General features: G+C 52.8%; 13 protein-coding genes. 4 read left to right on the forward strand and 9 right to left on the reverse strand.

Annotated elements, in window-relative coordinates; genetic code table 11:
* Window positions 1-53: 53 nt before the first annotated feature.
* The 3 genes from AC3WT9_RS28820 to uptA are packed head-to-tail and all read right to left on the reverse strand — an operon-like array spanning window position 54 to window position 1,867.
* Window positions 54-689, reverse strand: coding sequence for an MBL fold metallo-hydrolase (locus tag AC3WT9_RS28820; protein WP_341097787.1), 636 nt, complete (start codon window positions 687-689; stop codon window positions 54-56).
* Window positions 690-1,256: a thioredoxin family protein gene (locus tag AC3WT9_RS28825; RefSeq protein ID WP_341096391.1), complete on the reverse strand. Its 567-nt coding sequence runs from the start codon at window positions 1,254-1,256 to the stop codon at window positions 690-692.
* Window positions 1,253-1,867 carry an undecaprenyl phosphate transporter UptA gene (gene uptA / locus AC3WT9_RS28830; RefSeq protein ID WP_076113346.1) on the reverse strand — a complete coding sequence of 205 codons (615 nt, stop codon included), beginning with the start codon at window positions 1,865-1,867 and terminating at the stop codon, window positions 1,253-1,255. Before uptA ends, AC3WT9_RS28825 begins: the two co-directional genes overlap by 4 nt.
* A gap of 231 nt (window positions 1,868-2,098) precedes the next feature.
* Between uptA and AC3WT9_RS28835 the strand changes: the two genes are divergently transcribed.
* Window positions 2,099-2,434, forward strand: a complete 336-nt coding sequence (locus AC3WT9_RS28835; protein WP_341379817.1) for an autorepressor SdpR family transcription factor — start codon at window positions 2,099-2,101, stop codon at window positions 2,432-2,434.
* Window positions 2,435-2,436: 2 nt separating this feature from the next.
* A complete protein-coding gene (locus AC3WT9_RS28840; protein WP_341379819.1) occupies window positions 2,437-3,090 on the forward strand; it encodes an SdpI family protein in 654 nt (217 codons plus the stop codon).
* Between the two features lie 87 nt (window positions 3,091-3,177).
* Here the strand turns inward: AC3WT9_RS28840 and AC3WT9_RS28845 are convergent, their stop codons facing one another.
* The 4 genes from AC3WT9_RS28845 to AC3WT9_RS28860 all read right to left on the reverse strand — a co-directional run bounded on the left by AC3WT9_RS28845 (window position 3,178) and on the right by AC3WT9_RS28860 (window position 9,307).
* Complete coding sequence (locus AC3WT9_RS28845) at window positions 3,178-5,976, reverse strand: O-antigen ligase family protein (protein WP_341379820.1); 2,799 nt, start codon at window positions 5,974-5,976, stop codon at window positions 3,178-3,180.
* A 560-nt stretch (window positions 5,977-6,536) separates the two neighbouring features.
* Window positions 6,537-7,730, reverse strand: a complete 1,194-nt coding sequence (locus tag AC3WT9_RS28850; protein WP_341379822.1) for a class I SAM-dependent methyltransferase — start codon at window positions 7,728-7,730, stop codon at window positions 6,537-6,539.
* Between the two features lie 75 nt (window positions 7,731-7,805).
* Window positions 7,806-8,633 (reverse strand): PhzF family phenazine biosynthesis protein, encoded by an 828-nt coding sequence (locus AC3WT9_RS28855; RefSeq protein WP_341096402.1) that lies wholly within the window; start codon window positions 8,631-8,633, stop codon window positions 7,806-7,808.
* Window positions 8,630-9,307 (reverse strand): DUF6483 family protein, encoded by a 678-nt coding sequence (locus tag AC3WT9_RS28860; RefSeq protein ID WP_341096403.1) that lies wholly within the window; start codon window positions 9,305-9,307, stop codon window positions 8,630-8,632. The genes AC3WT9_RS28855 and AC3WT9_RS28860 overlap by 4 nt, the downstream gene beginning before the upstream one ends.
* A 272-nt stretch (window positions 9,308-9,579) precedes the next feature.
* On the opposite strand from AC3WT9_RS28860, the gene AC3WT9_RS28865 reads away from it, so the two are divergent.
* A complete protein-coding gene (locus AC3WT9_RS28865) occupies window positions 9,580-10,170 on the forward strand; it encodes an ArsR family transcriptional regulator (RefSeq protein WP_341096405.1) in 591 nt (196 codons plus the stop codon).
* Window positions 10,171-11,487, forward strand: a complete 1,317-nt coding sequence (locus AC3WT9_RS28870; protein ID WP_492408432.1) for an MFS transporter — start codon at window positions 10,171-10,173, stop codon at window positions 11,485-11,487. It abuts the gene before it with no gap.
* Window positions 11,488-11,609: 122 nt separating this feature from the next.
* On the opposite strand, the gene AC3WT9_RS28875 is transcribed toward AC3WT9_RS28870, so the two are convergent.
* Entirely contained in the window at window positions 11,610-12,395 is a 786-nt protein-coding gene (locus AC3WT9_RS28875) for an alpha/beta fold hydrolase (RefSeq protein WP_341379829.1), read from the reverse strand.
* Between the two features lie 125 nt (window positions 12,396-12,520).
* On the reverse strand, window positions 12,521-13,045 hold the full coding sequence (gene yyaC / locus AC3WT9_RS28880; RefSeq protein WP_445935361.1) for a spore protease YyaC: 525 nt from the start codon (window positions 13,043-13,045) through the stop codon (window positions 12,521-12,523).
* Between the last annotated feature and the right edge of the window lie 280 nt (window positions 13,046-13,325).

Here is a 13,325-nt window from a genome sequence, read left to right on the forward strand (position 1 = left end):
CCTTAATGTCCATCTCTATTTTCCCGGTTCATGTCGCATCCAGGGGAATAAGGTCACTGCATGGGAACGTAAGGATTGCGGAGACGTTCAAAGCCGATGGTTGTCCGCGGACCATGTCCCGGATATACCTTCACTTCTTCATCCAGCCGGTACAGCTTCCCGCGGATGGAGTCAATTAAATCCCGCTCTCTGCCGCCGGGCAGATCGGTACGTCCGACCCCCAGCTTAAACAGCACATCCCCGGAAAACAGATCATTTCCACACAGGAAGCTGACACTTCCCGGAGAATGCCCGGGGGTATGCATCACCCGGAAGGTGAGGCCCAGCAGCTGCAGAATCTGTCCTTCTGCCAGATCATACTCTGCAGGATCTGTGCTTACCGGAGGCGAGGCTTCCGGCCACATCAGTGAGCCGTTCAGCTTGGGACTGCTCAGCCATTCACTCTCCAGAGGATGAACATAGACAGGACATTTCTTGGCTTTGCGTATTTCATCTACGCCGCCGATATGATCGAAATGGGCATGTGTCAGCAAAATCGCTTCAATCTCCATGCCTTCTATAGCCCGCACAAGACCGGCGGGGTTCATACCGGGGTCGATGATGATGCCACGCCCGGGGTCTGCCCCTGTCAACAAATACGCATTGGTCTGGAGCGGCCCTAGATTATAGGAACGTATATTAAGCATAATTTAAAAGCCGGAGATCAGGCTGCGCAGTTCTCCCGCGATAACTGCGTGCGATTCCGTTCCTTCCCCGTAGGCTTGTCCCATCGCCTTGCGTACTTCGGCAATCTTGCTCTCGTAATCCGCAGCTTCGCGGTCAGGATTCTCCTGTTTGAATGCAGCCATCAGAGACTGCACATGCTCCGGACGTGGACCCCAATGACCGAGCACATAACCTCCAGTATCGGCAAAGATGACAATCGGCACCGATCTGCCACCCATCGTCAGGAAATCATCCATGACATCCTGATGCTCTTCCAGAATCAGCACTTCAGTCTTAATCCCCGCTGTCTCAAGAATGCGGAATACAACCGGCACATTACGCACTACGTCACCGCACCAATCGGCAGCCAGGATCAGCACCCGCAGATCATCGCGATGGTTCAGGCTCTCAAAGTATTCCCGGTCGCTTTCGTTATCCCAGGCAAACTTCTCATACCAGGACTCAAATGCCTGCTGATTCTTCGTCATCCCTTCCACGAACTGGCGCGGAGTAACACCTTGACCAAACTTATGGGCTACATTCTGCTTCATACTGCACTACCTTTCTTCTTGGATTTGTACCACTTGAACAGAAAATATATAACGATAATGGCTATTGCAACGAGAATCAGCTCATGGGTGTACTTGGCCGCAACCTCGTCAATCGTCTCCCATTTGTCACCCAGAGTGTAGCCCAGGTAAACAAATAGTGCGCTCCACGGAATAACCGCGAGTGTGGTTAACAGAGTGAATTTGCCTAACGGCATACGTGATATCCCTGCCGGCACGGAAATGGCATGGCGGACAATCGGAATGAAGCGGGCCGTAAAAATAACACCGGTACCGTACTTGTTGAACCATTCTTCGGAATGATCAATATGCTTCTTCTTGATAAAAATATACTTTCCGTATTTCTCCAGTACAGGTCTGCCGCCATAACGACCGATCCAATACACAAAGATCTGGGCAATGACCCCACCCACCGTTCCAAAAAGAACTGCGCCAAAAAAGTTAATCTGCCCTTGCGAAACCAAGTATCCGCCAAAAGCAAGCACAATCTCACTCGGTATTACTTCAATCATGAGTCCGATCATAATCCCGAAATACCCAAGACTCTGAATCCACTCAAACAACTGCGAGACCAGATCAGAAAAAAAATGCAATGCAGCTCCTCCTCCCGTATTTGCGGAATTAGGCTTAGCGCCCTTCAGGCTCAGACGAACAACGCTTCCGCTCTATGTATCCAGCTTCTTCTAGCCTATTCTAGCATATGCGGCCTTACGACTTCTACTTACGAAGATGGAATCTATGGCATTCAACAGATTGACAATTTATGAAGTCAGTGCAATTCTATATTTAGATAATTATTTAAATATCGAAAGGTCGGATCGAAAATGAATGAATCCTTCAAAGCGCTGGCCGATCCTACCCGGCGGCAAATCATCCAGCTGTTGCGGGAAAAAGACCGTACTGCCGGAGAAATCGCCGATTATTTTCAGATGTCAAAACCAAGCATTTCGCATCATCTCAGCGCCCTGAAGCATGCCGGTCTGGTGCAGGATGAACGGAAGGGACAGTTCATTCTTTATTCACTGGATACCACTGTGCTTGAAGAGGTGCTTGGATGGTTCCTGGAATTGACCGGCACGGGAAAAGGAAGTGCATCAGATCATTTACCTGCAGAAGACGGCAAAAGGCAACACCACCATTCTAACTTGGAGGTTGAGTAAAGATGAAAAATTTCAAATGGAAGTGGCAGGACACACTAATAGTCATTTTGTGGCTTCTTTCTCTTGGTTATGCGCTTATTAATTATGGCAAACTGCCTGATCAGCTCCCTGTCCAGTTCAGCATTACTGGAGAGGTTAACCGGTACGGGAGCAAAGGGTCAGCGATTGCACTGCTGGCATTCATGGGCCTGGCATTTCCCATTGGAATGCAGTTCATACGGAATATCGATCCTAAGAAAGAGAATTACCGGAAATTCGAAGGTGCTTTTAAAATGACCCGCCTGGCTATCGCGGTGCTCGCCGATACTATACTTTTCCTAACCGTAGCCAGTAGTCTTGACCAAAATATTCCGGTCAGCAAATTAACTATGGTAGCAGTTGGCCTGCTGTTCATTGTTATTGGAAATTACATGCCGCAAGTTAAAGATAACTATTTCACCGGCATCCGCACCCCATGGACGCTGGCCAGTCCGGAGGTATGGCGGAAAACCCACCGTTTCTCAGGGTTCATGTGGATGCTGGGCGGGCTGCTGATTGCACTTGGCGCATTTATGCCAAAAACCATGTCCATCAGTATGATTATCGCGGCCTTGCTGATCGCGACCATCATCCCGTACATCTACTCCTGGTTCACCTCTCAGCGGATGAAGGCATGAGAGTAGGCCTGCCGGCTGCATTCCATATAGTGTAGCTGCTTGCAGTAATTTGGAGCGAGAGACGGACTTTTCTGATATATCTGCTGATCAATACGCCGCTGTTGGCGTCTGGACGCTGACGCGGCGTTCTTCTGCATCCGGGCTGTGTGCTGCAGCCAAAACCTTTCTGAGCCGAAGCTCCAATGCTTCGGCTTCGGCTGTGAATCCAAACCGCCGGTCATTGTGCTGTTGTCCTTTGCGGCACTCGCTGTCCGCCTGCAGGCGGAACTGATGCAGCAGATTAAGTCCCGCAGACGCACTGGCTGTCCCTCCCGCTCTATCCCCCGCCTTCAGCCTGCGCTGACTCATGTCCAGCATTCCATCAATCGCTTTTACCCTTTTAGCGGTATTATAGACATCCGCCTTCAAACTTCTTCGTATCCAGTGCAGTGACTCTCCCGGATTACTCCCGTTCATCGACCTCACCGCTATCTCCCATTGCACCGTAGCATCTTCTGGCGCGTAGGCCAAGCTCCCGGTCAGCAGATCCTTTGCCTCCCGGTCCGGGAGCAGCCTTGATAGACTAACCACTGCCCGGGGCTCACGGGGGTTCCATTCCAGCGATTGCCGGAGCAGCGCAATTTTCCCTGCAGGGTCTGGTTCACGGGCAGCCACCCTATGTAGTTCCGCCCCCTTCATTAGCTGAAAGGATAGCAGGCTGAGCGCCAAGCAAAGGCACCCGGTGCAGACCGCAGCAGTAGCAGCCCTTACCCTTCGCTTCAAAACGAAGTGGCCGAGCCGCTGAGCTCTGCTCAACAAGCGGGGAAAACGCTTAGTACCGGGACTGTTGGCATGGGCGGCAGCAGGAAGAAGGTCTCGTGCCTGAATGGATGTATCCGGTCTGGTGGTGACCGCACAGAAAGATGCCTTTGTTCCAGATTCGGGTAACGTTAAACACTCATTGACTGCGGCATTTGACGGAATGCGGTCTGCCGAAGGGATAACAGCTATTCCTGGAGCGGCCTTGACTGCAGTAGTGCCGGACGAGTTATCCGCCTCCTGCCGGACCTCGGCAAACGCGAGCGCCGGCAGCAGAAACAACAGCAGCCAAGTAAGCCCGTAACTCCAGTCGAAATCAACCGCCCCATGCAAGGCGATGACCAGCAGTGACGGGAGCAGCCTTGGAGCGGCTGCTCCTACCACCCATCCTGCCGCCAGCAGCAGAAGCAGGACTGCTGCCAGGCCGACAATTCCCAGATTCAGCAGGAAGTCGAGATAACCGCTATGCACCTGGCTGCCTACATAGGGGCGGGACTGGGCGGCGAGGTACGAGTACCGCCAAGTCTCGCCCCCGCGCCCCAGCCAGGGCGCTTCCGCCGCGAGCTTCCAGGCATCGCGGTAATAAAGTCCGCGAGCGGCGACCGTCATAGACGGTCCGGTGATCCGCTCGCTTACCTGGACAAGGACGGCGCTGCCCGCCGCCGTCCAGCCTGCCGCCGCCAGCACCAGCATGGCGGCGCGGACCCCACCCGCCGCGCTGGAGCTGCGGCGGTACAGCCACAGGCCGGCCAGCAGCGCGCCGGCCCAGAGTCCGGCCAGCAGCAGCAGGCCGGGTAAAGGCTCTACCGCCAGCCCGGCACGGGCCAGCTGGCGGTAGAGCAGCGCCGCGGCAGCCAGAGGCGCGGCGCCAGCGGCAAGCAGCGCCGCGAGGAGCCGCCGCTTCCAGAGCAGGACGGCGGCGCTGGCGCCAGCCGCAGCAAGCCATGCGCCGCGCGACTCGCTGAGCAGCAGCGCGGCGGCGTACGGAAACAGCGGCAGCATCCGCAGCAGCAGCTTGATCGTGGTTCTGCTGGAGATTGCCTTGGATACGTGCCCGATTGATTCGTTGAGTTCGTTGCTTATTATTGCAGCGGGCTCACCGTGTTCTTGCTCTGCAAAAGCTACTGTACGAGCCAGCGTCTGCTTCTCTGCTTCACGCCACTTCTCCTGCTCCACTTCTCCGTAGGCTCTGCCACGACTGGATCTGGTTCTCCCCTCCTCTGCTTCACCTCTCTCCTCCCGCTCCTCATCTCCGTAGGCCCTGCCGCCACTGAAACTGATTCTCCCAACCTCTGCTTCACGCCGCTTCTCCCGCCCCCCTTCCGTATTTCCCAAGCCCGAATAGGCTTCCTTAGGCAGCGCTGGCGCTCCCCTTACGGCACTGCCGTCATCCCGCCCTTGCACTTTCCCGCACCTCTTGTCCGATTCCCCTGCATCACGGCAGACAGCGAGTGCAAACAGACGCTCCAGCAAAAAAACAGCCATTACTGCACCGAAAGCATTAGGATACTCAAGTAATCCCCCTAGCCGGGCACCTGTAGCACTGACCTCCGGTGATGTGCTGTAAGCTATCGCAAAGGGAAGCTTCAGCCCTCCACAGACGGCTAACAAGGCACTTATACTAATAAGCATGCCCAGCAAGCTCCACACTGCGCTAAGAAAACGGGCTCCCCAACGATGGCCTGCACAATAATAAGCGCAATAAGCAAAGCTGGCGTACAGGCCCCAGCGCAGCAGCTCATTCAGATTCCCCTGGGCTGATAAAGGTCCGCGGTGCCAGTGAATACCGTAGAGCGCAAGGATGGCAAGCGGACAGATCAACAGCAGCGCCGCAGCCCTTCTATTGGCTCTGCGGTTCCCGTCAATGCTAAGCAGGCTGGCTGAAGGCCCGTGCAGACCCGCTGCAACCAGCCATAACCCGGGGAATACAGCACACAGGTGATACCATGCCGTCAGCAACAGATACATTTCCCCCGCAAAGAATAACCCGCGCAGCAATACACCTGCCGTAACAGCAGCAAGCACCAAACCTGTACCAACAAATACCATTGCCACCTGCAAACGCCGCTCAGCCAAGCCACTATGCATTTCAACTTCCTCCGTAGAATTCAAGTTCTCTTTAGTCTTTCCAGATTTGTCCTGAACCAAAAGGAAAACACAAAACAGGACGGCTGACTCCACATGGAGACTCACCGTCCTGCTTATTTATCGCGTTTGTATTGTTAATGCCGTTATGACGTTAATGGCGTTAATCCCATGATGATATTAATGCCGTTAATGACGTTCAGAACATATGCGATGTATGTTCAGCAAAAATTCACCAAATTCCTTGGTAATTGTATTTCTTTGCCTTAGTATTTGAAATTGCGTGAACGGAATCAGATTCTATTGCAGTTTCTGCAGTCAAAAGAGCAGGATCTCACTTCCGGAACATTTACCGGATTCCAGTGTAGAAAGTGCAACAGATTGCCATTTCGGGGCAATTTCAGCTCATTCTATTGCAGATTCTGCAATGATAGCAATACGGTGATATCATTTGGCATCACCGCAGTGTATTGATTTCGGACATATGCCATTCGGTCAGAGCTCAGATTCTTCCGCTTTGCCTATTGGCAGGCTTTAGCTGAATACAGCTCATAATGCCCGGTTTATCCCTGCGTAAGAGTTTCCGCAGGCAGCAGGTCGGCGCAGACGCGTTCAAGGTACGGCTTAGCACCAAGGAAATCACGGAAAGCGCTGTATTCGCGCCATTTGACGGCATTGTCGCCGCTTGTGCTTTTGACGGCCCGGATCAGGATGTTCTTCGGCGTATGCTCCATGTCGATGAATTCCAGCAGCTGGCTGCGGTAACCCATCAAATCAAGCAGCTTCGCCCGGATGGCGTCAGTGGCGAGTGCAGAGAAACGTTCCTTCAGAATTCCGTGCGAGAGCAGCGGGCTGAGTACCTCGTTCTCCACCTGCCCAAATAGCTCATGCTGGCAGCAAGGCACCGAGAGAATAACCGATGCACCCCAGCGCACCGCTTTTTCCAATGCAGCATCCGTTGCCGTATCGCAGGCATGCAGTGTCACAACCATGTCCACCTGGTCCAGCTCGTTGTAATCGGCTATATCACCGACCAGGAAACGCAGTTTATCGTAACCCAGCCTCGACGCCAGCGCTCCACAATGTTCAATGACATCTGCTTTCAGGTCAAGTCCGACAATATTCAGCTCCCGCCGCTCGCGGACAGCCAAATAATGATACAGCGCAAACGTCAAATAGGATTTGCCGCAGCCAAAATCAACAATCGTCAGCGGCCGGCCGGTTGGTAGATCCCCCAGCACATCCTCAACCATCTCCAGGAAACGGTTGATCTGGCGGAACTTGTCGTATTTTTTGGCCAGCACCTTGCCTTCGCTGTTCATAATTCCAAGCTCCACCAGGAACGGGACTGGTTCTCCCTCGTCCAGCACATAACGTTTGCGGCGGTTGTGGGCCAAGTCTGGCGCCTCCTGCTTGCTGGCCGATTTGGTAAGAATAGAAACCTTGTATTTTTTACTGATCAGCACCTGGTAATCAGCTTCTACAGTGCAGATCAGCGCTTGCCGGAAGGTAGCTCTCAAGAGTGACATCATTTCTTCCGCAGCAGTGTCTGCCGGAATATTACGGTGTTCCACTTTGGGGCCGATGGTATAGGCAAACTGATAATGCAGCTTGCCTTTTAGCTCAACTGGTTTAATCTGCACCTTGCTGTAAGCAACTTCGCCTTTGCTGCGCAGTTGGCTTAAGGTTGCCGTAATCAGGGTACGGTCATTTACCACTTGATCAATCAGAGTTTTCAAAGATTCCACAGGGTACATCTCACTTTCGCAATCAAAATGGAGAGCAGGCTCTCCTGAATATCACTACATTATAGCATGTCCTGCTATACGATATCATAGTAGCTCGCCAACTGCTCCGGGAGGTACATGAAACTGTCCGCTAACCACGGTCACGGCCCGGCCCGATAAAGTAACGAGATCCTGACTCACTTCAAGCTGCAGCATCCCCCCACGAACTGAAGCCTGATATGCAGTCAATTGTGTGCGGTTTAACCGGCCGGCCCAATAGGGAGCCAGGGCAGTATGCAGCGAGCCGGTAACGGGATCTTCATTGACACCAATGCCCGGGGCAAAAAAACGCGATACAAAATCAATGCGATCCGCAGCGCATTCTGCCGTAACCGCGACAGCCCTTGGCTGGAGCTTGGCCACCTGGACAAAATCCGGGCAGAGCCCCCGCACCCTTGTCTCATGATCCAGACGCACCAGCACATTGTCGGCATACCGCACGGTTTCCAGCACATGTGCCTCCTCAAGCCCCAGCGCTGCCGCGAGCCCGGCTATCGGAGGTGAAGCTGTAATTTCATATGGAGGAAAATAGAGTGAAATCATCTCTTCTGATTTTGTTGCCCGCAGCAACCCGCTGCGTGTGTGGAATCTCGCTTCTTCGTGAGAACCCAGCCGCCCGGTTTCCCACAGGACATGCGCACTGGCCAAAGTGGCATGACCGCACAGATTCACCTCCACCGCAGGCGTAAACCAGCGCAGACGGTAGCCATCCTGCTCCGGCCACAGAAACGCCGTTTCGGACAGATTCATTTCCGCAGCCGTTTTGGCCATAAAGGCCTCATCTGCGGGATTTTCCAGCAGGCAGACGGCTGCAGGGTTTCCAGTGAACGCCTTGTCCGCAAAAGCGTCTACAATAAATAGAGGGGTATTCAAGAAGGTTTCATCTCCTTTGCCGCTTCAGCGGTAAGTTTATTCCACTCCTCCTGCCCTTGCCTAACCTCTGCCAGCGGAAGATCACCAAGCTCCAAAGCTTCAGGAGGCAGCAGCAGCAGCCGGCTGTACAGCTCCCTTCCCTCAGCTGCAACATCTATTCCCTGTTCCCACAATCTGTACAGACTGTCCTCAGCCTTGCCGTAGCGTTCGATTGATTCCATATAGGGCAGGAGCAGCCGTTCTGTCTTCACCGGAAGAAGATAACCTTCGGTTTCCTGTAAAAGTTCATCTATTTCCTTCGTCATCTGCAGCAGCTCCCGGTCAGCACCGTATTGATCAGCGTACAAAAACAGATGCAGCGACCGTATAAACCTGAACAATGCCGCATCCTTATTGCCGCCGGCACTGTAGATGCCGCCTTCTTCTTTTAATAGCCGCGCCACGCCTTGAAGCTTGTCGGACTCGATTACGCCGCCCAGGCGAAACATATCTATAATATCCTCTACGGACAATGAGTTTAAAAGGCGGGAGTTCAGGCGAAAATGCCGGTTCAGCAGCTCATCCACTTCCCATAATGCCTCTGTGGTCTTCTTCTCCTGCTTCAATGTAAGCACCTTGGCAACCATTGCCGACATATCCTCGATCATCCGGACGATATAATCTCTTCGGAACATCCTGCACACCCCTCTCCAATACTATCCTGCCACGATTCCTCAGCAAACTAAACCAATGATGATTACAGTTGTTTTAAAACAATCTTAAACCATTCCACCGCTCCGTGCCACCTCACCGTACCCACGCCTTGGAATTCCTTGACAAAAAAACAAAGGCTACCCTATAATAACCTCACTGGCCTTAACGATCTGAATTCCAGATCAATCTAAAGTACAGAATGAAGAACATTGAATGCAGCGAAATTGAGATAGCACGGGCAGGAGGAATAGACATGAATGAAGACAATACCTGGCATAGTCAGCCGGAAACGGAGAACTGCCTGGAACAACTGCCGGTTCGTCAAGACCGGAACAAAGATCAGGAACAGCAGCAGGAAGCAGACTCTATCCAACCTCTGCAGGTTACACCAGAGCAGAACAAGCTGCTGGAAAGTGCGCTGCGAATCAAGATTATGCATGCGCTGGCAGATAAACCGCTAACCTCCAAGCAGGTTGCCGAGAAGCTGCACAAGACACCCGGCAATATCCACTACCATATCATCAAGCTGTTCGATGGCGGTCTACTGGAGCTTGTCCGTACGGAAACAGCCGGAGGTATTATCCAGAAATTTTACCGCTCCAAAGCTACCTTCTTCCGCTCCGGGAACTTCAGCGGCTTCCAATTCCGCAAAGAGGATACAGTGGAGCATTTCGTTACAAGACTATCCTTATCACCCGCTGAGCTGAAGGCTTTCCAGCAGGAGATGATGAAGTTCATTTCCAGCTGGGAATCGAAAGTCACCCATGGAGAGGAATACGGTATCGATGTCATTATCGGCCGCCTGCATACAGATTCCCTTATAGAACCGGAGGATGGTCCCTAGATGATCCCTACTGCTGCACCCGAACATACCAAAAACAATCCGCTGCGCCGATTCGCCGAACCCTTTGCCAAATCACGGACTTTCCCCTTTTTATGGCTGGGAAATTTGGTTTCCGTCCTGGGCAGCTCGGTGACCATGATCATTCTCCCGGTTATGGTCTACTCCTTGACTGGATCAACAACAACCATGGGCTTCGTAATGGCGGTTTATATGCTGCCCAATGTGATTATGCTGCCGATTTCCGGGCATATTGTAGACCGCTACGACCGGGTCAGGATTATGATGATTGCCGATATCGCCCGTTTTGGCGTCATGATCATAACAGCCCTGCTGGCTTTGACCGGTCTATTGACCGTTCCGCTGCTCTGTATATTTGTAGGGGCTTACGGTCTGTTTGACGGTCTGTTCCGTCCCGCCTACGCTGGAGTCCAGGCCTCGGTGTTCACTCCGGAAATCAGGGTTGCCGCCAACTCACTGTCGCAAATGACTATACAGATGGTTCGTTTAATCGGCCCTTCACTCGGAGGACTGCTTATCACCTATCTCTCGGCTGGGGTTGGTTTTGGGCTCGACGCCTTTACTTACCTGTTCTCCCTGGTCTGTCTCGTCTATTTGCGCAAAGCGCTGATGCCTAGAACAAAGGCTGCAGTGTCCGCAGCCTCGTCACCTCAGGCACTTGAAACCGCCGCAGCTGCGGCAGCCTCTCCTCATAACGACTGGAAAGAGGATTTCAAAGAAGGGATTGCTGTATTGCGCAGCAATCCCTGGTTATGGATTACCATCCTCGCCTTCTGCTTCATCAATATTTGTTACGCCGGCGTCACCAGCATCCTTGTGCCGTGGCTTTTCAAAGTTCATCATGGCTGGGAGCCATATGTATACGGGCTTGCCGGTACATTCTCCGGTGTCGGAGCCATTCTGGGCGGACTGATCATCGGCATGAAGCAGAGATGGAACCACCGCGGCATTATCGCCTACGGAGGAGCATTTCTAGGCGGCCTCGCGTTGCTTATCCTGCCGTTTGTTACTAGCCCTGCGGCAGCTATTGCCTTGTTCGCCCTGGAGGGATTCGGCCTCATGGTCTTCATCCTCATCTGGGAGATCAGCCTGCAGGAACTCGTTCCGCAAGAAGCCTTCGGACGTGTAGCCAGTCTTGATCTATTCGGCTCCTTCGCCTTGCTGCCCGTCGGCTACATCCTTGTAGGCTGGCTCGCCGATCTTATAGGCGGTGTAGCTACGATTGCCATTTTCTCCGGACTTGGCATGGCCTGTATCGCTCTTGTTCTATGTGTTCCTGCAATCCGCAAGTTCAATTAAACATTTCCAGCGTGAAAGAGAGTTTTATAAAAAGGCAGCACCGCGTCAATAGACGGATGCTGCCTTTTTTATACAAGTGAAGTGTTTTCTTCACCCGTTATTTATGAGATCTCAAGTATCGGTTATTTCTTAACTTGCGCAAGCACGAAGTCTTTAATAATTTCCGATAAACGTTCCGGCGCTTCATACATACTCATGTGGCCTGCTCCCGAAATCGTCGCCTTGGTTACATTGGGCTTATCGGACGTGAAGGTCCGCTCGGCAGGAATCAGACCATCTTCCGCGCCGGCAACGAGCAACACCGGCAGTGCCGTAGCCGAAATGACATCACGGCGGTCAGGTCGCTCGCGCATGGCCAATGCGGCACCGGCCGCGCCTTGCGGAGGTGTTCTATAGCCGATCTCCTTCGCCCGCTGCAACAGCTGCGGTGCTGCAGCAGGAGCGAAGAGTCCAGGCACCAGTCCGTCCACAAACGTAGTAATTCCATCATTCTGGATCGTACTGACACTTTTCAGGCGCTTCTCCCTGGCTTCTTCACTGTCAGGATAACCCGTGGAGTGAATCAGTCCGAAGCCCTTCAAACGAGAGGCATGCCGCTGGGCGAAGGACAGCGTTATGTAGCCGCCAAGCGAATGACCCAGCAAGTAACATTCAGGGATTTCCAGCGCATTCAACAGGGAAAGAACATCATCGGCCATCTGATCGATGCTGTAAGCTCCGAGCGGAGCATCCGAAACTCCGTGGCCGCGCAAATCCGGTGCGATCACCCGGTAGCTTCCGCTAAGATAAGGGATGACCTGCTCCCAATATCCGGAGCTTCCGCAAAAGCCGTGCAGAAGTACGATAACGTCTCCTTCGCCTTGATCACTGTAACAAATATTGGTTCCATCGCATCGAACATTTTCCATGGGCTGATTCCTTCTTTCTATGTAGTAGCTACACAAGGTATACCGATGAGTCTGCAATTAAATGGAATGCCATTTGCTTGTCTTAATTATTTAAGCAGAACTGCCCATCTTGAAACTTGTCTCCTCTATTTCAACCCAAAGCCTTCTGCCGCAGCTGCGGCAATCTCTCCGGCCATAACCATTACCCTGTGCAGCGGCGTCGTCTGCAGGGTCCGGTAAGGGCGGGGTCCGTTAATATCGACAATTGCCGCAAGACTATAATGCCCGACTGCCGGCAGACTCACACCGACCGACTGCGCTGGCCGCAGCGGCTCACTGGCTGCAAAATAACAGCCCAGAGCCGCCGGCGGTCCAAGACAAGCATCAATGGCAATAATTATCTGCCCCGCGGGAATCCCTGATATCCTGTTGACGAGAGTATCCGCATCGCAAGGCGATGGAAGCGTGCCTACAACATTCGGGAAGCCATGCTCCACCAGCCTGCTTCCGGTCAGCGGTCCAAGGGCATCCCCTGTGGAACGGTCGGTACCGATACACAAGAATGTGACCTGCTCTGCCGAGTGATGATCCGCAATGCTTTGGAAGAAGGTAATCAGCCCGGCCGCGTCTTTTTTAACCCGTTTTCTGCTGTCCTGCTCCCTGATCGCCAATTCCTGACTCCCTCCTGTCTATATAAGTTGAACTTTAGATTTACCGGGCCGGCATAGAACGCAACTGCGGTGAATGTTTGGACTTCCGGCCGCTGTTGTCCACAGATTTCTTGATTTATACCGCTATTTGCGGTTGAAATCTGTAGACAAAGGCGGTCGCTATCGCTCCTACAGTTCCAAACTTCCCCTCCGCTGCTTTTGCCTCTAGGTAGTTCTTTAGTTCATCTTATATAGAAACCTTCGTTTATTTCTTTTAATTTAACATGATTTAGATGAAGCC

The organism is Paenibacillus sp. EB106-06-01-XG199 (assembly GCF_058791575.1).